The organism is Pseudomonas sp. CCI1.1, from assembly GCF_034348165.1.
Classification (GTDB): Bacteria; Pseudomonadota; Gammaproteobacteria; order Pseudomonadales; family Pseudomonadaceae; genus Aquipseudomonas; species Aquipseudomonas paracarnis.
This window is the reverse complement of sequence record NZ_CP133780.1, coordinates 2,868,631-2,888,567: the sequence shown is the minus strand read 5'-3', so window position 1 is coordinate 2,888,567 and position 19,937 is coordinate 2,868,631. Positions and strand designations below refer to the sequence as shown.

Genomic DNA, 19,937 nt, shown 5'->3' with positions numbered 1-19,937 from the left:
ATTAAGCGTCGGCGGCGCAGGCGGGTTTGCCTGCTGCATATTTAAGACTGGGGTCGACCAGCGCATCAAAGCGTTTCAAGGCTTCGGAGCCAATCAGCAGCGGGTATTGGAATGCGCTGCGGTCAGTCAAGTTCACTTCGATGCTGCGTAAAGCACTGCCCATGCAAATATCCAGCGCAATCACTGGGCGGGCGGTGTAGTTCTTGTCCTCATCGGGGTCGTAGTCGCCGGCGCGGCGCTTGATCTTGCTGACACGCGCCAGGGGCAGTTCGATGGGGTGGGAATGGGCGGTGTCGATGGCCAGGTAGAAGCGTACCCAGGATTCGCCATTGCGCTTGAAGCGCTTGATATCGCGGGCACTCAACGAGGCGGTCTTGGCGCCGGTGTCGAGTTTGGCCGCCACTTCCAGGTCGATACCCGCAAGCTTGGCGTATTCATTCAGGCCGTACACGGTCTTCTCGGCGCCAGCGCCAAGGCTCGGTATGCACAGCAGGCACATCACTAGTAGGTAAGGCTTGAGTCTCATAAATCCTGAGGCAGGGCAGTGCACTGTTCATTTCATGGGGACTGGCATTGCTGCGCAATCTCGGGTGCGCCCTTTCATCATCTGATGTCAGGCAAAAGCGGCGGGCATTCTAACATGATGCTTTTTTGGCGCCAGCGCTGGCAGGCGGCCATGCCTGGGCGGGCGATTGATGGGGTTATTAGACGATTGTCGACAATGTGTATTTATTCTTTGACTATGAGAGGCTTATTGGCTAGTTTTTGCGGCATTGATTTTAAAGGTGTCGACAATATGCTGGAGCAACTGGAAAAACCATCGGTGGCACCAGACGATTCCCAGACCATGTCAGAGAACGTCTTCCGGCGTATCCAGGCCGCCATCGTCAAAGGCGAAATCGCCCCCGGTAGCAAGATTTCCGAGCCGGAGCTGGCGCGCACCTACGGCATCAGTCGCGGCCCGCTGCGCGAAGCGATCCATCGCCTCGAAGGCCAGCGCCTGCTGGTGCGGGTGCCTCATGTCGGCGCACGCGTGGTGTCTTTGAGTCACGCCGAGCTGGTCGAACTGTATGAGATTCGCGAGTCCTTAGAGGGCATGGCCTGTCGCCTGGCCGCCGAGCGTATGACTGACGCAGAGATCGAGGAGCTGCGCCAGGTGTTGCACACCCACGAACGGGATGCGGCGTTCCAGGCCGGTGTCGGCTATTACCAGCAGGAAGGCGACTTCGATTTTCACTACCGCATCATTCAAGGTGCCGGTAACCGCACCCTCACCCAAATGCTCTGCGGCGAGCTGTATCAACTGGTGCGCATGTACCGCATCCAGTTCTCCGCCACCCCCAATCGTCCACGCCAGGCCTTTGCCGAGCATCACCGCATTCTGGACGCGATTGCCGATCGCGACGGTGAACTGGCCGAACTGTTGATGCGCCGGCATATCGGCGCCTCCAAACGCAACATTGCCCGTCACTTCCCGGACGGTGCGCCTTCATCACGAGGTGAGTCATGAGTTCCAACAACAACAGCACTCCCGGCCAGCGTTTCCGTGACGCCGTCGCCAGCGAACAGCCCTTGCAAGTGGTGGGCGCCATCAATGCCAACCATGCGCTCTTGGCCAAGCGCGCCGGCTTCAAGGCGATTTACCTGTCAGGTGGCGGTGTAGCCGCCGGCTCCCTGGGCGTGCCGGACTTGGGCATCACCGGCCTGGATGACGTGCTCACCGACGTGCGCCGCATTACCGACGTGTGCGACCTGCCGCTGCTGGTGGACGTGGACACCGGTTTCGGCTCCTCGGCGTTCAACGTGGCACGTACCGTCAAGTCGATGATCAAGTTCGGCGCCGCCGCCATCCATATCGAAGACCAGGTGGGCGCCAAGCGCTGCGGTCATCGCCCCAACAAAGAAATCGTGTCCCAGCAAGAAATGGTCGACCGCATCAAGGCCGCCGTGGATGCGCGCACCGATGACAGCTTCGTGATCATGGCGCGCACCGATGCCCTGGCGGTCGAGGGCCTGGAGTCCGCGCTGGAGCGTGCCGCCGCGTGCATCGAGGCCGGTGCCGACATGGTGTTCCCGGAAGCCATCACTGAACTGGAGATGTACAAGCTGTTCGCCTCCCGCGTGAAGGCGCCGATCCTGGCGAACATCACCGAGTTCGGCGCCACACCGCTGTACACCACCGAACAGTTGAAATCTGCGGATGTTTCCATTGTGCTGTACCCGCTCTCGGCTTTCCGTGCCATGAACAAGGCCGCCGAGAATGTCTACACCGCGATTCGTCGCGACGGTACGCAGCAGAATGTGATCGACACCATGCAAACGCGCATGGAGCTTTACGATCGCATCGACTACCACACCTTCGAGCAGAAGCTCGACGCGCTGTTCGCCGCGAAAAAATAAACCCTGTGGTTCCCTGAACAACTACAAAATTGGAGAACGAACATGGCTGAAGCAAAAGTATTGAGTGGTGCTGGCCTGCGTGGCCAGGTCGCCGGGCAGACGGCACTGTCCACCGTGGGCCAGGCCGGCGCCGGCCTGACCTACCGTGGCTACGACGTACGCGAACTGGCCGCCGACGCCCAGTTTGAAGAAGTCGCCTACCTGCTGCTGTACGGTGAATTGCCAACCCAGGCCGAACTGGCCGCTTACAGCAACAAGCTGAGCAAACTGCGTGACTTGCCCCAGGCCCTGAAAGAAGTGCTCGAACGCATCCCCGCCGACGCCCATCCGATGGACGTGATGCGCACCGGGTGCTCGTTCCTGGGCAATATCGAGCCGGAGAAAGATTTCAGCGTGCAGCGCGATGTCACCGACCGCCTGCTCGCCGCGTTCCCGGCGATCATGTGCTACTGGTATCGCTTCAGCCACGACGGCCAGCGCATCGACTGCGTGACCGACGAGCCGAGCATCGGTGGCCACTTCCTGCACCTGCTGCATGGCAAGAAACCGAGCGAGCTGCACGTCAAAGTGATGAACGTGTCGCTGATCCTCTACGCTGAACACGAATTCAACGCTTCGACCTTCACCGCACGGGTGTGTGCATCGACATTGTCCGACCTGTATTCCTGCGTCACCGCTGCCATCGGCTCCCTGCGCGGCCCGCTGCACGGCGGTGCCAACGAAGCGGCGATGGAAATGATCGAACGTTTCTCCTCGGCCCAGGAAGCGGTTGAAGGCACCCTTGGCATGTTGGCGCGCAAAGACAAGATCATGGGCTTTGGCCACGCGATCTATAAAGACAGCGATCCGCGCAATGAAGTGATCAAGGGCTGGTCGAAAAAGCTCGCTGACGAAGTGGGCGACACCGTGTTGTTCCCGGTCTCCGAAGCCATCGACAAGACCATGTGGGAACAGAAGAAGCTGTTTCCTAACGCCGATTTCTACCATGCCTCGGCGTACCACTTCATGGGCATCCCGACCAAGCTGTTCACGCCGATTTTCGTATGCTCGCGCCTGACTGGCTGGGCTGCGCACGTGTTCGAGCAGCGCGCCAACAACCGCATCATCCGTCCAAGCGCCGAGTACACCGGCGTTGAGCAGCGCAAGTTCGTGGCAATCGAACGTCGCTGAATGGGATGGGCTGTGCCCGCTGGCTCATGTGCTTGTGTGTGGGAGCTGGCTTGCCTGCGATGGCATCACCTCGGTGTACCTGTCACACCACAGTGATGCCATCGCAGGCAAGCCAGCTCCCACAGGAAACAAAGCCAGTGTCGACAGTTCACCTTTCGAACTTACCGTGACCGAGTCCTGACGATGAACACTGAATTTCGCAAACCGCTCCCCGGCAGCCGCCTGGATTTCTTCGACGCCCGTGCGGCTGTCGAGGCAATCACCCCCGGCGCCTACGCCACGCTGCCCTACACTTCGCGCGTGCTCGCCGAGAACCTGGTGCGCCGTTGCGACCCGGCCACCCTCGACGCGTCCCTGAGCCAACTGATCGAGCGCAAGCGCGACCTCGACTTCCCGTGGTTCCCCGCCCGCGTGGTGTGCCATGACATCCTCGGCCAGACCGCTCTGGTCGACCTCGCCGGCCTGCGCGATGCCATCGCCCAGCAAGGCGGCGACCCGGCGCAGGTCAACCCGGTGGTGCCCACCCAACTGATCGTCGACCATTCACTGGCCGTCGAGGCCGGTGGCTTTGACCCGCAAGCCTTCGAAAAAAACCGCGCCATTGAAGACCGTCGCAACGAAGACCGCTTCCACTTTATCGAGTGGACCAAAAAGGCCTTCAAGAACGTTGATGTGATCCCGCCGGGCAACGGCATCATGCACCAGATCAACCTGGAGAAAATGTCTCCGGTGATTCAGGTGCGTGACGGCGTGGCCTTCCCGGATACCTGTGTCGGCACCGACAGCCATACGCCTCACGTGGATGCCCTGGGGGTGATCGCCATCGGCGTCGGTGGCCTGGAAGCCGAGAGCGTGATGCTCGGCCGCGCGTCGTGGATGCGCCTGCCGGAAAGCGTGGGCGTGGAATTGACCGGCAAGCTGCAACCGGGCATCACCGCCACCGATATGGTGCTGGCGCTCACCGAATTCCTGCGCCAGCAGAAGGTGGTCGGCGCCTGGCTGGAGTTCTTCGGCGAAGGGGCGTCGGCACTCACTTTGGGTGACCGTGCCACCATCTCCAACATGGCCCCGGAGTACGGCGCCACCGCCGCGATGTTCTACATCGACGCGCAAACCATCGCTTACCTCAAACTCACCGGCCGCGAAGACGAACAAGTCGCCCTGGTCGAGCAATATGCACGCCACACTGGCCTGTGGGCGGACGACCTGAAAGGCGCGCAGTACGAGCGCAGCCTGAGCTTCGACCTCTCCAGCGTCGTGCGCAACATGGCCGGCCCGAGCAACCCCCATGCCCGCCTGGCCACCCGCGACCTTGCGTCGAAAGGCATTGCCGGCCAATGGGATGACGTGCCGGGGCAAATGCCCGACGGCGCAGTGATCATCGCCGCCATCACCAGTTGCACCAACACCAGCAACCCGCGCAACGTGATCGCCGCCGGCCTGTTGGCACGCAACGCCAACAAGCTGGGGCTGACCCGCAAGCCGTGGGTCAAGTCGTCTTTGGCGCCGGGCTCGAAAACCGTGGCCATGTACCTGGAAGAAGCCGGCCTGGGCCATGAGCTGGAAAAACTCGGTTTTGGCGTGGTGGCCTTTGCCTGCACCACCTGCAACGGCATGTCCGGCGCACTCGACCCGGTGATCCAGCAAGAGATCATCGACCGCGACCTGTACGCCACCGCGGTGTTGTCGGGTAACCGCAACTTTGACGGGCGCATTCACCCTTACGCCAAGCAAGCCTTCCTGGCGTCGCCGCCGCTGGTGGTGGCCTATGCGATTGCCGGTACCATCCGTTTCGACATCGAGAAGGACGTGCTCGGCCTGGATGCCGACGGCAACGAAATCCGCCTGCAAGACATCTGGCCGAGCGATGAAGAGATCGACGCGGTGGTCAAGGCTTCGGTAAAACCCGAGCAATTCCGTGCGGTGTATATCCCGATGTTCGCCATTCACGAAGACACCGGGCCCAAGGTCACGCCGCTGTACGACTGGCGCCCACAAAGCACCTATATCCGCCGCCCGCCGTACTGGGAAGGCGCGCTGGCCGGTGCACGACCGCTCAAAGGTATGCGCCCGCTGGCGGTGCTGCCGGACAACATCACCACCGACCACTTGTCGCCGTCCAACGCAATCATGCTGGACAGCGCCGCCGGTGAATACCTGGCGAAAATGGGCTTGCCCGAGGTCGACTTCAACTCCTACGCCACCCACAGGGGCGACCATTTGACGGCGCAGCGCGCCACCTTCGCCAACCCGAAACTGTTCAACGAAATGGTGCAGGAAAACGGCAAGGTCAAGCAGGGCTCTCTTGCGCGCATCGAGCCGGAAGGCAAGGTCACGCGGATGTGGGAAGCCATCGAGACTTACATGGAGCGCAAGCAACCGCTGATCATCATCGCCGGCGCCGACTATGGCCAAGGTTCGTCCCGCGACTGGGCGGCCAAGGGCGTACGCCTGGCCGGTGTGGAAGCGATTGCCGCCGAAGGCTTCGAGCGCATCCACCGCACCAACCTGGTGGGCATGGGCGTGTTGCCCCTGGAGTTCCTGCCAGGCACCGACCGCCACACCCTGCAAATCGACGGCAGTGAAACCTATGACGTGGTTGGCGAGCGCACCCCGCGTGCGCAACTGACCCTGGTGATCAACCGCAAGAATGGCGAACGTGTCGAGGTGCCAGTGACCTGCCGCCTGGACACCGCCGAAGAAGTGTCGATCTACGAAGCCGGTGGCGTGTTGCAACGTTTCGCCCAGGACTTCCTGGAATCAAAGGCGACCGCCTGAAGAGGATAACCATGGCACACGTAGCGCAAATCAAAATCCCCGCCACCTACATGCGTGGCGGCACCAGCAAGGGCGTGTTCTTCAGCCTCCAGGACCTGCCCGCCGCGGCGCAGGTGCCGGGCCCTGCACGCGACGCCTTGTTGCTGCGGGTGATTGGCAGCCCCGACCCCTATGACAAGCAGATCGACGGCATGGGGGGTGCCACCTCGAGCACCAGCAAGACCGTGATCCTGGCCAAAAGCAGCCGCGCCGATCACGACGTGGATTACCTGTTCGGCCAGGTCTCCATCGACAAGCCATTTGTCGATTGGAGCGGCAACTGCGGCAACCTGTCGGCGGCGGTGGGTTCGTTCGCCATCAGCGCCGGCCTGGTCGATGCGGCCCGCGTACCCCATAACGGCGTGGCCGTGGTGCGGGTGTGGCAGGCCAATATCGGCAAGACCATCATCGCCCACGTGCCAATCACTGACGGCGCGGTGCAGGAAACCGGCGACTTTGAACTGGACGGCGTGACCTTCCCGGCTGCCGAAGTGCAGTTGGAATTCATGGACCCCGCGGCGGAAGAAGAGGGCGGTGGTGGTTCGATGTTCCCCACTGGCAACCTCGTCGACGACCTGGAGGTACCCGGCGTCGGTACCTTCAAGGCCACGTTGATCAACGCCGGTATCCCGACGATTTTCATCAATGCCCAAGACCTGGGTTACACCGGAACCGAGCTGCAAGGCGCGATTAACAGCGACCCCAAGGCCCTGGCGATGTTCGAGACCGTGCGGGCGTATGGCGCGTTGCGCATGGGCCTGATCAAACACCTGGACGAAGCCGCCCAGCGCCAGCACACGCCCAAGGTGGCATTCGTGGCCAAACCTGCCGATTACGTGTCCTCCAGCGGCAAGGCGATCAAGGCCGGCGATGTGGACCTGCTGGTGCGCGCCTTGTCGATGGGCAAACTGCACCACGCGATGATGGGCACCGCGGCGGTGGCGATTGGCACCGCCGCGGCGATTTCCGGCACCTTGGTCAACCTGGCGGCGGGCGGCGTAGAGCGCAATGCCGTGCGCTTCGGGCACCCGTCCGGCACTTTGCGCGTAGGCGCCGAGGCCAGCCAGGTGGACGGTGAATGGGTGGTGAAAAAAGCCATTATGAGCCGCAGTGCGCGGGTGTTGATGGAAGGCTACGTACGCATCCCCGGCGACGCCTTTTAGCTTGATCGTTCCCACGCTCCGCGTGGGAACGCCGCCTGGGACGCTCTGCGTCCTGCTGTGACGCAGAGCGTCACGGGATGCATTCCCACGCGGAGCGTGGGAACGATCAACATCAACCTTGACCTCGAGGAACAACCCCAACTTTTAGGAGAACCGCCATGAGCGCCAACGTCGACCAGAACAACCGTCCCGACTACGACCCGGTGTTGCAGGACATCGCCGACTACGTCCTCAACTACCGCATCGACTCCCAGGACGCCCTGGATACCGCCCGCAACTGCCTGATGGACACCCTCGGCTGTGGCCTGCTGGCCCTGCGCTTCCCCGAGTGCACCAAGCACCTGGGGCCGATGGTAGAGGGTACCGTGGTGCCGTTTGGCGCACGGGTGCCGGGCACTTCGTTCCGCCTGGACCCGGTCAAGGCCGCCTGGGATATCGGTTGCATCGTGCGCTGGCTCGACTACAACGACACCTGGCTCGCTGCTGAATGGGGCCACCCTTCGGACAACCTGGGCGGCATCCTCGCCGTGGCCGATCACCTGTCGCAAAAGCGCCTGGCCAATGGCGACGCGCCGTTGACCATGCGTGCAGTGCTGGAAGCGATGATCATGGCCCACGAAATCCAAGGTGTGATTGCCTTGGAAAACTCCTTCAACCGGGTAGGCCTCGACCATGTGTTGCTGGTGAAAGTCGCTACCACGGCGGTCACCGCCAAGCTGATGGGCGCCAACCGCGAGCAACTGCTATCGGCGTTGTCACACGCTTTTGTCGATGGCCAGGCGCTGCGCACCTATCGCCATGCACCGAATGCCGGCTCGCGCAAATCCTGGGCCGCAGGCGATGCATCGAGCCGCGGCGTACGCCTGGCAGACATCGCCCTGCGTGGCGAAATGGGCATCCCCGGTGTATTGAGTGCGCCGCAGTGGGGCTTCTACGACGTGCTGTTCAGCCACACCAACAAGGACTTGGCGCTCAAGCCCCAGGATAAGCGCGCGTTCAGCCTGCCCCAACCCTACGGCACCTACGTGATGGAGAACGTGCTGTTCAAGATCAGCTTCCCGGCCGAGTTTCACGCGCAAACTGCCTGTGAAGCGGCAGTCGCCCTGCACCCGCTGGTCAAGCATCGCCTGCATGAAATCGACCGCATCGTGATCACTACTCACGAGTCGGCGATTCGCATTATTTCCAAGGTCGGCCCATTGGCCAACGCCGCTGATCGCGACCACTGCCTGCAATACATGACCGCCGTGCCGTTGGCGTTCGGCAACCTGGTGGCCGAGCAGTATGAAGATGATTTCCACGCGGCCCACCCGATCATTGATCAGCTGCGCGACAAGATGGTCATCGTCGAAGACCCGCGCTATAGCCGCGAATACCTGGAGGCCGACAAGCGCTCCATTGCCAATGCGGTGCAGGTGTTTTTCACGGATGGCACCTGCACCGAGCAGGTGGCGGTGGAGTATCCGATTGGCCATCGTCGCCGTCGGGTGGACGGCATTCCACTGCTGGAAGACAAGTTCAAGGCCAACCTGGCCACGCGGTTCACTGCGCAACGCAGCGCCGAAATCTTTGCGTTGTGCAAGGATCAGGCACGGCTTGAGGCGACGCCAGTCAACCGTTTCATGGACCTGCTCACGATCTGAAAAACAACGCGGTTAATGTGGGAGCTGGCTTGCCTGCGATAGCGGTGTGTCAGCCCCACATGAATTGACTGGATGTCAGCTATCGCAGGCAAGCCAGCTCCCACAGTTGATTGAAGTTCTGCTTCAGAATCTATTCAAACCGCAGTATCACCCGGCGGTTGTGCTTGCTCTTCTTCTCGATCTTTTCGCAGAACACCCGGCCGATTTCCTCGGTATTGAGCACATGGGTGCCGCCGCAGGGCTGGATATCGATGCCGGGGATTTCAATCACCCGGACCGAACCGGAGACCACCGGCGGCGCAACCGCCTGGGTGCGGGTGATCTGCAGCAGGGTCGCGTACTCGGTGGCGGGCATCGACAGAGTTTTGACCGCGTGGGCTTGTTCGATAAGGGCGTTGAGGTCTTGGGTGAGGCGGTCTTTGTCCAAGGTCATTTCTGGCAGGTCGAAATCCAGGCGGCCTTTATCTGCGCTGATGCTGCAACCGGTCACGGGCGCGTCGATGAGCGAACACAGCAAGTGCAGGCAAGTGTGCATCTTCATGTGCTGGTAGCGCCGCTCCCAATCCAGCCCAGCGTCGACCTGGACGCCAGCGGCCAACTGTTCGGGGTAGTGGTCCACCTGGTGCCAGATGATCGAGCGCAACACCGGATCGCGCACGGTGCCGGTCACTTGCACCCGTGTGCCATCGGCCAGAGTGAGGTGACCGGTATCGCCTGGTTGCCCGCCGCCGGTGGGGTAGAACAGGGTGTGCTCCAGGGCGATACCCTGTTCGCTGATGGCAATCACCCGGGCGCTGAAGGCGTTCTGGTAGGGCGCGCTGTCAAACAGCGCCAGGGTTTCCATGGTATGCACAGACATGTTCAACCTCCGACGATCAATGGGGTGGCTTGCAAGAGGTGGCGCACCAGTGCGCTCAAGCCAGGGGGAGAGAGCAGGGTGATTTCAAATTCCGGCCCGCATACCTTCAGGTTCAGCGGCAGGCGTGGCAGTTGTTCGCCGGTGTCGAGGCGACGCAGACGAAACTGCAGGTGATGCCGCTCTTTCACCGTGGGTTCAAGCATCAGCCCTTGCAGGGGATGAAAGTCGGCGTCCAGCACGGTGACCTTGTGGCCGGCACTCACTTCGCCCACCACGTGCAAGCGCTCATCCAGGGCAAAGGCGCCGAGGTAGTTGCTGTGGTCCGATTCATCGTTTTTTTGCAGTTGGATCTGGTTGACCACCTTGACCTTGGTGCCTGCCGGCACGTCTTGGGTAATCACGCAGGAGGGGCTGATAAACACGTTATCGCCGATCGAAACATAGCCCAGCACCCGGGCGCCGGCGCCGACTTCGACGTTGTTGCCCAGGCGCGGGTGGCGTTTGCCGTCCGGGTTGTTGGCAATACCGCGCGCACCCAGGGTCACGCCGCAGAGGATGTAGCAGTCGTTGCCGATCACGCAGGTTTCGCCGATGACGGTGCCGTAGCCATGGTCCAGCACAAAGCGGCGGCCGATGCGCGCTGCCGGGTGAATCTCGGCACCGGAGAGGATCTTGCCCTGGTTACTCAGCTTGAGGGCCATGCGCGAAAAATCGCCGTTGTCTGCGCCCTGGAAATGCCACACCAGGTGCGCAAGGCGGTAGAACAGCACGGCCTTGAACGAGGCGTAGGATTCCAGGATCAACTCACCGCGCCCACGGGACGCGGGGTCGCGATAGGCATAGGCAATCAGGTCCTCGGCCACCGCCTGGGCGGCGTTCTGAATCAACGGCGCCAGGTGCGGCTCCAGCTGCTTCATCTGTCTGGGCGTGAGGGTGGTGATGAGGTGGGTGAGCAACTCATCGTGCAGCTGTTGCATGTCGATAAAGCCCCCCATGGAGACACCCCCGTATGTTGAATGGTTAAAAGCCCGGTTACTCGAAACTGGGCAGGTAGCTGTCGGCATTGTCGTAGACCATGGTCAACACCACCGTTTCAGGCGGCAGTTCGGGGGCGAGTTGGGCGATGGCGACCATGTTGGCGGCCGAAGACAGCCCCAGGCTGATGGCATCGGTGCGCATGATGCGTTTGATCATGTCCAGGCAATCGGCGTGCGACACCTTGAGCATGCCGTCGATCACGTCCAGGTTGAGGATGCTGGGGATCAGGCCGATCGACAGGCCCTGGATCCCGTGCGCCGCGTGCCGGTCTTTGAGCAGGTCGCATTCTTCCGGTTCTACGCCCATCACTCGCAGCGCGGGCCAGGCGGCCTTGAGGGTTTCGCCGATACCGGTGATATGGCCCCCGGTGCCAATGCCGCTGACGAAGTAATCCACGCGCTGTTCACCGAAGGCGCGAAGGATTTCCGGGGCGGTGGTGTCGCGGTGGGTTTGGGGGTTGGCGCCATTGCGTTGCTGGTTGAGCATCACGTAGTTGGGGTTTTCCAACTGCAGCTCCATGCACTTTTCGCCGTGGGAGTTATTGCCCAGGCGGCTATCGGACAGCACTACCCTGGCGCCGTACAGACGCAGCAGCTTCTGTTTTTCCGGGCTGTAGTTGTCAGGGATCACCAGCACCACTTTGTAGCCCAGCACATTGCCGGCCATCACCAGGCCAATGCCGGTGTTGCCGCCACTGGGTTCGATGATGGTCTGCCCGGAATCACGGATCAGCACACCGCGGCGCTCGGCATCCAGGATCATGCCCAGGGCGATGCGCGCCTTGTGGCTGCCACCGGGGTTGAGCGACTCCAGCTTGGCGTAGACCTCGATGCCGAGGTCTTCGGAAAGCTGGGCCAGACGCACGATCGGCGTCTGGCCGATCACGTCGAGAATGGAGTTATGCAGCATCAGTACGTCCCCACTCTCAGTACAGCGGCATGTCAGGTTCGACGTCGCGAACCCAATGTTTCATGCCGCCCTGCAGGACTTTGGTGTTGGCAAAGCCAGCGGCCAACAGGGTGCTGGCGGCTTGCTCGGCGCGGGTGCCTGCGTAGCAGATCAGGTAGTGGGTGTTGTCGCGGCTCAGACTGGCGAGCTGCCCATCCAGTTCTGCCAGCGGGATATGCACCACGCCCGGTAATTTGCACACTTCCAGTTCGCTGGCGTCACGCACGTCCAGCAATACATCAGCGCTGCTAGGGTGTTCGAGCACTTGCTTGAGTACCTGGGGCTTGATGTAGCGTTCCGCGGCCAGGGAGGGCTGGCTCGGTAAGGCATCGGCGCAGGTGGCCGGCGCGACGGTTTCGCTGTGGCGCAGGTCCGAGCAGCAGGGGCAGTCAGCGCGGCGCTTGAAGCGGATCTCGCTGAACTTCATCGCCAGCGCGTCGAAGCGCATCAAGCGGCCGGACAAGGGTTCGCCAATGCCGATCAGTAATTTGATCGCCTCGGTGGCCTGGATCATACCGACCACGCCCGGCAACACGCCGATCACACCGCCCGCGCTGCAATTGGGCGCCAGCTCTGCGGGTGGTGCCTTGGGGAACAGGCAGCGATAGCACGGCCCACCTTTATAGTTGAGCACGCTGATCTGCCCGTCGAAACGGTAGATGGCGCCGTACACCAGGGGTTTACCCAGCTGCACACAGGCGTCGTTGACCAGGTAGCGGGTGTCGAAATTGTCGGTGCCGTCGATCACCAGGTCATAGGCGCCCACCAGTGCCAGGGCGTTGTCGCTGTTGAGCGCGGTGTTGTACGCGTTGATCTGGATATGCGGATTGAGGTCCAGCAGGCGCTGCTTGGCGGACTCGACCTTGGGCATGCCCAGGGTGCTGTTGCCATGCACGATCTGGCGTTGCAGGTTGCTGCTTTCCACCACATCAAAGTCCACCAGCCCCAGGGTGCCGATGCCGGCCGCCGCCAGGTACAGGCTGATGGGCGAGCCCAGGCCGCCGGTACCGATGACCAGCACCTTGGCTTTCTTCAGGTTCAATTGGCCTTCGCGGCCGACGCCCGGCAGGGTGATGTGGCGCACATAGCGCTGCACTTCTTCGTTGCTCAGGGTGTCGATGTCCATGCCGCCTGAAGTGGCGAGCAACACTTCGATCCGGGCTTTTGCTGGCAGGGGTTCATCGGCGTCGATCAACGCCTCCTCGGCGGTAAACAGGAAGTGTTCCTTGAGCTGGTCGTTCTTTTCATGGAACAGGTGCTGACGCAATTGGGGGTGATGGGTGCAGAGATTTTCAATGACTTCGCGCAATGTCGATCCGGCGCCCTCAAGGGTCGATTCCGGCAGCTTGGCCACGCGAACCAGAATGTCGGGGAAAGAGACAGCGTTCATGGACAACTCCGTGTGCAGGTCGTTGAAAGGTTGAAGGGAGAAATGCTTGCCATCCCAGGCAAACAGCTTGGAGCCCAGGGCCTGGCCCTGGCGGACATCCACCACCAAATAGCTGACGGGGAAGATCGGCTCGCCCAGGAACAGTGCCTTGTCCTGGTCTTCGTCACTGAAATAGGCGCCCACATCCGGGTGTGAGTGGTAAATCACTACCACCGGGTTGTCACTGCGAAACGCCTTGTTCATCAGCAGGGTGTCGGCCACCGAAAAGGTGTAGCCATTGGCCGCGCTGCGTGTGTACATCTCGGGGTTCTTGCGGTGCAGCTCATTCTGGATATTGCTGCCCAGGTACACGCTGCCGTCGGCGAAGACGAAACCACAGCACTCCTCGGGGTAGCTGCGGCTGGCGTGGGCGTAGATCTGTTCCAGGGCGGTAGGGCGGAGGACGTCCATGTTTCTCTCGCGTTGGTTGAGGGTCACTTTTTCTTGGCCATGAGTTTTTCGATCGGCAATTTGGTGATCGCAAAGCCGGCCAGCAGGATCGCCGAGTACAGCATCAGGTCGCGGGAAATTTCCACGCCTTCGTACCAGGCTCCGATGATGACCGCGAACACCGGGAAGATGATGAAGACGAACGACAGGATGATCGGGCTCAGGCGCTTGAGCAGCATGAAATACACAATGAACCCGCCCACCGAGGCCACCAGCCCCAGGTAGAACAGCGCGCTCCAGGAGCGCAGGGTAATGGCGTCGAACGTCGGTGTTTCAAACCACAGGCCGGCCAGGAACAGCATCAGCCCGGCAATGCCGATGGGCAGGGTGTTGTAGGTGATGACGCTGATGGCGCTGCCTTTTTGCTTGGTAATGACATAGCACAAGGCGTGCATGATCGCGGCGCTCAGAATGGCCAGTACCCCGAAGAACTCGGCGTGGTCCAGGTGCAGGCCCTGGCTCTTGATGATCATGTAAAGGCTGCCGAAACCGATGCCGATGCCGACCACCTGGGAAAAATAGATGCGCTCGCGCAGGAACAGCGCCGAGAAGATCAGGATGAATACCGGCATGCAACTGAACAGCAGGGCGGTGAGGCCCGACGACACATGCATTTCGCCGTAGTTGAGCAAATAGTAGGGAACGCTGAAGTAAGACAGGGTCACAAACACGAAGAACCAGCGGCTTTCCCGGGGAAACAGGATCGGCTCACGGCGCACCATGGCAAAACACAGGAACAGCGGAAACGCGATGAGAAAGCGCAGGCCGGCGGATGTCAGCGGCGGCACGCTCTCGACGGCGATCTTGATGCCCAGCCACGTGGTGCCCCAACTCAGGCACACGATCAGGAACATCACGCTGGTCACCAGCCCGGCGAGCCACTGTTTTTGCGTTTTTGTTTTTGCAGTGTTTTCGAGAACGGCGGACATTGGCATCGTTTATTGCTTCCCTGAGCCGGAATTGAACTCTATATTGAACTTGTAATGAGTTATGTTTATCGGCGATTGAACCCGTAAAAGCACACTATTAGGGCGAAAGATGGCTGTCAAAACAAATATTGACATGGTGTCAATTATGCGTGAGGGCTTGTCCAACGGGCAGGGCGTGAAGTACAAGCGCCTGTCTGATGTGATGGAACGGGGCATCCTCGAAGGCTTGATTGAACCGGGACGAAAACTGCCGCCCCATCGGGTGCTTTCCGACAATTTAGGCGTGACCATCGGCACCATCAGCCGGGCTTACGGTGAACTGGAACGCCTGGGCCTGGTGGTTGCGCGGGTAGGTGACGGCACCTTCGTGCGCAAGCGTGGGATGGAGCGCCAGCGTGATGAGGGCTTTCGTAATTTCAGCGAGGAGCCGCGCCAGTACTTCGACATGAGCCGCAATATGCACATTCCCGGGCAAGAGACGGTGTTTCTCGCCCAGAGCTTCCAAACCCTGTCGACCAACGCCAAGTTCCTCCAGGACATCAGCGCCTACACCCCCGACGCCGGCCTGCCGCGTTACCGTGAAGCGGGCGCGCAATGGCTGGTGCAGCGCGAGTTTCATCCGATTCCCGAGCAGGTCATCTGCGTCAACGGCGGCCAGCACGGCTTGCTGTGCGCCATGATGGCGTTGCTGCGTGCTGGCGATACAGTGGTGACCGAGCAACTGACTTACCCAGGGCTGATTACCGCCGCACGCATGTTGGGGGTGCGGCTGATCGGCCTGGAGATGGACGAGGAAGGTGTGCTGCCCACGGCGCTGGATGAGGTCTGTCGCAATCACCGGATTTCGGCGTTGTATTGCACGCCGACTATCCAGAATCCGACCACCGCCGTGTTGTCGGTGGCGCGCCGCGAAGCCTTGGCCAAGGTGTGTCGCGAACATAACCTGCTGATTCTGGAGGACGAAGCCCACGGTGTGCTGGTGGAGGACCGTCCGCCGCCCCTCAGCTACTTCGCGCCTGAGCGTACGATCTTGATCAGCAGCCTGAGCAAGGCCGTGTCGGCTGGTTTGCGGGTGGGCTACGTGCATGCGCCGCCGGCGCTGGTCAGTCGCATCTCGGCGGCGCTACGTTCGACCTGCTGGATGGCCACACCTGTGACTCTGGAGTTGGCGACCCAGTGGATTGAAAACGGCACGGCGGAATATTTGTTGCGTCAGCAGATCAATGAGATCAGCCGCCGCAAGACGTTAGTCGAAGATTTATTGAACGGCTTGGCCTATCGCACCCACCTCAACAGCCCGCACTTCTGGATCGAAGTACCGGAGCCCTGGCGGGCCTCGGAAATCGAGGCGGAGCTCAAACAGAACAATTACCTGATCGCCACCGCCGAGGCTTTTGCCGTGGGGCAGACGGCGGTGCCGCAGTTTATTCGGGCGAGTATCTGCAACACGTCGGGCGATGATCAGTTATTGCGCGAGGGGTTTGACGCGCTGGCGACGGCGCTGGGGCAGGGGGGCGGGCGGTTTCATCTGTAAATCCGCGTTACCGTTGCTCGTTCCCACGCTCTGCGTGGGAATGCATCTTGCGACGCTCCGCGTCGCTATTGCGGGACGCGGAGCGTCCCAGGCGGCGTTCCCACGCAGAGCGTGGGAACGATCAGATCAGGCGACAGAGATCACTTGAAGCGCCGCTCCACACCCTTCTCCACCAGAATCTTCGCCGAAATCTCTTCCACCGAAAAATGCGTGGAATTGATGTGCGCAATATTTTCGCGACGGAACAGATTTTCTACTTCCCGCACTTCAAATTCGCACTGGGCATAGCTGGAGTAGCGGCTGTTGGGCTTGCGTTCGTTGCGGATGGCGGTCAGCCGGTCCGGGTCGATGGTCAGGCCGAACAGTTTGTGTGAGTGCGCGCGCAAGGCGGCGGGCAGGGTCAGGTGTTCCATGTCATCTTCGGTCAGCGGATAGTTGGCCGCACGAATACCGAATTGCATGGCCATGTACAGGCAGGTGGGGGTCTTGCCGCAACGCGACACGCCCACCAGGATCAGGTCGGCCTTGTCGTAGTAGTGGGTGCGGGCGCCGTCGTCGTTGTCGAGGGCGAAGTTCACCGCCTCGATGCGCTCCATATAGTTGGAGTTATGCCCGATGGAATGGGACTTTCCGACGGAATAGGAGGAGTGTTCACTCAGCTCCTGTTCCAACGGCGCCAGGAAGGTAGAGAAAATGTCGATCATGAAACCATTCGACGTTGCGAGAATCTCACGAATGTCTTGATTGACGATGGTGTCGAAAATGATCGGGCGAAAACCGTCTTTTTCAGCCGCCAGATTGATTTGTTGTACCATGGCCCGCGCTTTATCCACGCTGTCTATATAAGGCCGGGTGAATTTGGCGAAGGTAATGTTTTCGAACTGCGCGAGCAGGCTCTGGCCCAATGTTTCGGCTGTGATGCCGGTGCCGTCGGAAATAAAGAAAGCAGATCGTTTCATTTGAGCCCTGGGCCTTAAGCTGATGGCGAATCTTGGATATGATAGGCGCGATTTTGCCGTCCCGCAGTGGGCCGCATTCTCACTTATTTTCCAGGTCCAGGCCACAAGCGCTGGCGTTAGCTCCTACTGAGCAACCCGCGTCCTGAGCTTTTCCAACACAGAAAGTGGAGAGATCACCTTGGTAGAGTACGTAGTTTCCCTCGATAAGCTCGGCGTCCATGATGTAGAGCATGTGGGGGGCAAGAACGCATCCCTCGGCGAGATGATCAGTAATCTTGCAGGCGCTGGTGTCTCGGTGCCCGGTGGTTTCGCCACCACGGCCCAGGCTTACCGCGACTTCCTAGAGCTGAGCGGCCTCAACGCCCAGATCCACGCCGCGCTGGACGCCCTGGACGTCGATGACGTCAACGCCCTGGCCAAGACCGGCGCCCAGATCCGCCAGTGGATCATGGAAGCCGAGTTCCCCGAGAAGCTCAACGAAGAAATTCGCACCGCCTTCGCCACCCTGTCGGCCGGTAACCCGGACATGGCCGTCGCCGTGCGTTCCTCGGCCACCGCCGAAGACTTGCCGGACGCCTCCTTTGCCGGCCAGCAGGAAACCTTCCTCAACATTCGCGGCGTCGAAAACGTGATCCGCGCGGCCAAGGAAGTGTTTGCCTCCCTCTTTAACGACCGTGCGATCTCCTACCGCGTACACCAGGGTTTCGACCACAAGCTGGTGGCCCTGTCTGCCGGCGTGCAGCGCATGGTGCGTTCGGAAACCGGCACTGCCGGTGTGATGTTCACCCTGGATACCGAATCCGGTTTCCGTGACGTGGTGTTTATCACCGGCGCCTACGGCCTGGGCGAAACCGTCGTACAAGGCGCGGTCAACCCGGACGAATTCTACGTACACAAGGGCACCCTCGAAGCGGGCCGCCCGGCCATCCTGCGCCGTAACCTGGGCAGCAAGGCCATCAAGATGATCTACGGCGACGAGGCCAAGGCCGGTCGCTCGGTCAAAACCGTTGAAGTCGACAAGGCCGAGCGTGCGCGTTTCTGCCTGACCGACGCTGAAGTCAGCGAGTTGGCTAAACAAGCGATGATCATCGAAAAGCACTACAAGTGCCCGATGGACATCGAGTGGGCCAAGGACGGTGACGACGGCAAGCTTTACATCGTGCAGGCTCGCCCGGAAACCGTGAAGAGCCGCACTTCGGCCAACGTCATGGAGCGCTACCTGCTCAAGGAAACGGGCACCGTGCTGGTGGAAGGCCGTGCCATTGGCCAGCGCATTGGCGCAGGCAAGGTGCGGATCATCAAGGACGTGTCCGAGATGGACAAGGTCCAGCCGGGTGACGTACTGGTTTCCGACATGACCGACCCAGACTGGGAACCGGTGATGAAGCGCGCCAGTGCCATTGTTACCAACCGTGGCGGGCGTACCTGCCACGCGGCGATCATTGCCCGTGAGCTGGGGATTCCGGCAGTCGTGGGTTGCGGCAACGCCACCCAACTGCTCAAGGATGGCCAGGGTGTGACCGTGTCCTGCGCCGAAGGCGATACCGGCTTTATCTTCGAAGGTGAGCTGGGCTTCGATATCAAGCAAAACTCCATCGACGCCATGCCCGACCTGCCGTTCAAGATCATGATGAACGTCGGCAACCCGGACCGCGCCTTTGATTTCGCCCAGTTGCCGAACGCCGGCGTGGGCCTGGCCCGCCTGGAATTCATCATCAACCGCATGATCGGCGTGCACCCCAAGGCACTGCTGAACTATGACGGCCTGCCGCTGGACATCAAGGAAAGCGTCGACAAGCGCATCGCCGGCTACAACGACCCGGTAGGTTTCTACGTCGAGAAACTGGTCGAAGGCATCAGCACCCTGGCTGCGGCGTTCTACCCGAAAAAGGTGATCGTGCGCCTGTCGGACTTCAAGTCCAATGAATACGCGAACCTGATCGGCGGCAAGCTCTACGAGCCGGAAGAAGAAAACCCGATGCTGGGTTTCCGCGGCGCCTCGCGTTACATCAGCGAAGCCTTCCGTGACTGCTTCGAGCTTGAATGCCGTGCGCTCAAGCGCGTGCGCAACGAGATGGGCCTGACCAACGTCGAGATCATGGTGCCCTTCGTGCGCACCCTGGGCGAAGCGAGCCAGGTGGTGGACCTGCTGGCAGAAAACGGCCTGACCCGTGGCGAGAACGGCCTGCGCGTGATCATGATGTGCGAATTGCCGTCCAACGCCATCCTGGCTGAAGAGTTCCTGGAGTTCTTCGACGGTTTCTCCATCGGCTCCAACGACCTGACGCAGTTGACCCTGGGCCTGGACCGCGACTCGGGGATCATCGCCCACCTGTTCGACGAGCGTAACCCAGCGGTCAAGAAGCTGCTGGCCAACGCCATCCAGGCCTGTAACAAGGCTGGCAAGTACATCGGTATCTGCGGCCAAGGCCCTTCGGACCACCCGGACCTGGCCAAATGGCTGATGGAGCAGGGGATCGAGAGCGTCTCGCTGAACCCCGATTCCGTGCTGGAAACCTGGTTCTTCCTGGCTGAAGGCCAAGCGTCCGCCTAAGATCGCGTGGTCAAAAGTGCCGGTCACTCGTTGCGGGTGACCGG

The 19,937-nt window shown here is 61.0% G+C and carries 15 protein-coding genes; 8 read left to right on the top strand and 7 right to left on the bottom strand.

Annotated elements, in window-relative coordinates; translation table 11 throughout:
* Position 1 precedes the first annotated feature (1 nt).
* A complete protein-coding gene (locus RHM69_RS12825; RefSeq protein ID WP_014719501.1) occupies positions 2–526 on the bottom strand; it encodes an ATP-dependent zinc protease in 525 nt (174 codons plus the stop codon).
* A gap of 270 nt (positions 527–796) precedes the next feature.
* On the opposite strand from RHM69_RS12825, the gene RHM69_RS12820 reads away from it, so the two are divergent.
* The 6 genes from RHM69_RS12820 to prpD all read left to right on the top strand — a co-directional run bounded on the left by RHM69_RS12820 (position 797) and on the right by prpD (position 9,193).
* A complete protein-coding gene (locus tag RHM69_RS12820) occupies positions 797–1,510 on the top strand; it encodes a GntR family transcriptional regulator (RefSeq protein ID WP_014719500.1) in 714 nt (237 codons plus the stop codon).
* The gene (gene prpB, locus RHM69_RS12815; RefSeq protein ID WP_003193320.1) at positions 1,507–2,400 is read left to right on the top strand and encodes a methylisocitrate lyase; all 894 of its coding nucleotides are present in this window, start codon (positions 1,507–1,509) and stop codon (positions 2,398–2,400) included. Before RHM69_RS12820 ends, prpB begins: the two co-directional genes overlap by 4 nt.
* Positions 2,401–2,442: 42 nt before the next feature.
* The gene (gene prpC, locus RHM69_RS12810) at positions 2,443–3,570 is read left to right on the top strand and encodes a 2-methylcitrate synthase (protein ID WP_200600635.1); all 1,128 of its coding nucleotides are present in this window, start codon (positions 2,443–2,445) and stop codon (positions 3,568–3,570) included.
* A 183-nt stretch (positions 3,571–3,753) separates the two neighbouring features.
* Positions 3,754–6,348 carry a Fe/S-dependent 2-methylisocitrate dehydratase AcnD gene (acnD, locus tag RHM69_RS12805; protein ID WP_020302623.1) on the top strand — a complete coding sequence of 865 codons (2,595 nt, stop codon included), beginning with the start codon at positions 3,754–3,756 and terminating at the stop codon, positions 6,346–6,348.
* Positions 6,349–6,359: 11 nt separating this feature from the next.
* Positions 6,360–7,550, top strand: coding sequence for a 2-methylaconitate cis-trans isomerase PrpF (gene prpF / locus RHM69_RS12800; protein WP_200600633.1), 1,191 nt, complete (start codon positions 6,360–6,362; stop codon positions 7,548–7,550).
* 158 nt (positions 7,551–7,708) lie between these two features.
* Positions 7,709–9,193 (top strand): 2-methylcitrate dehydratase, encoded by a 1,485-nt coding sequence (gene prpD, locus RHM69_RS12795; protein WP_200600631.1) that lies wholly within the window; start codon positions 7,709–7,711, stop codon positions 9,191–9,193.
* A 130-nt stretch (positions 9,194–9,323) separates the two neighbouring features.
* Here the strand turns inward: prpD and RHM69_RS12790 are convergent, their stop codons facing one another.
* From RHM69_RS12790 to RHM69_RS12770, 5 genes are read right to left on the bottom strand one after another with little or no spacing between them, the layout of a single operon-like run.
* A complete protein-coding gene (locus RHM69_RS12790) occupies positions 9,324–10,052 on the bottom strand; it encodes an alanyl-tRNA editing protein (RefSeq protein ID WP_014719495.1) in 729 nt (242 codons plus the stop codon).
* 2 nt (positions 10,053–10,054) lie between these two features.
* Positions 10,055–11,047, bottom strand: a complete 993-nt coding sequence (locus RHM69_RS12785) for a serine O-acetyltransferase (protein WP_020302626.1) — start codon at positions 11,045–11,047, stop codon at positions 10,055–10,057.
* 37 nt (positions 11,048–11,084) lie between these two features.
* On the bottom strand, positions 11,085–11,999 hold the full coding sequence (locus tag RHM69_RS12780; protein WP_197865120.1) for a PLP-dependent cysteine synthase family protein: 915 nt from the start codon (positions 11,997–11,999) through the stop codon (positions 11,085–11,087).
* Positions 12,000–12,015: 16 nt separating this feature from the next.
* Positions 12,016–13,878 (bottom strand): molybdopterin-synthase adenylyltransferase MoeB, encoded by a 1,863-nt coding sequence (moeB, locus tag RHM69_RS12775; RefSeq protein WP_200600623.1) that lies wholly within the window; start codon positions 13,876–13,878, stop codon positions 12,016–12,018.
* Positions 13,879–13,901: 23 nt separating this feature from the next.
* A complete protein-coding gene (locus RHM69_RS12770) occupies positions 13,902–14,846 on the bottom strand; it encodes a DMT family transporter (RefSeq protein ID WP_019820549.1) in 945 nt (314 codons plus the stop codon).
* Positions 14,847–14,955: 109 nt separating this feature from the next.
* Between RHM69_RS12770 and RHM69_RS12765 the strand changes: the two genes are divergently transcribed.
* On the top strand, positions 14,956–16,380 hold the full coding sequence (locus RHM69_RS12765; protein WP_200600621.1) for a PLP-dependent aminotransferase family protein: 1,425 nt from the start codon (positions 14,956–14,958) through the stop codon (positions 16,378–16,380).
* Between the two features lie 140 nt (positions 16,381–16,520).
* On the opposite strand, the gene RHM69_RS12760 is transcribed toward RHM69_RS12765, so the two are convergent.
* Positions 16,521–17,339, bottom strand: coding sequence for a pyruvate, water dikinase regulatory protein (locus RHM69_RS12760; protein WP_003193298.1), 819 nt, complete (start codon positions 17,337–17,339; stop codon positions 16,521–16,523).
* A 178-nt stretch (positions 17,340–17,517) separates the two neighbouring features.
* Here RHM69_RS12760 and ppsA point away from each other — a divergent pair, with 178 nt between their 5' ends.
* Entirely contained in the window at positions 17,518–19,893 is a 2,376-nt protein-coding gene (gene ppsA / locus RHM69_RS12755) for a phosphoenolpyruvate synthase (RefSeq protein ID WP_003193296.1), read from the top strand.
* The last annotated feature ends 44 nt before the right edge of the window (positions 19,894–19,937 follow it).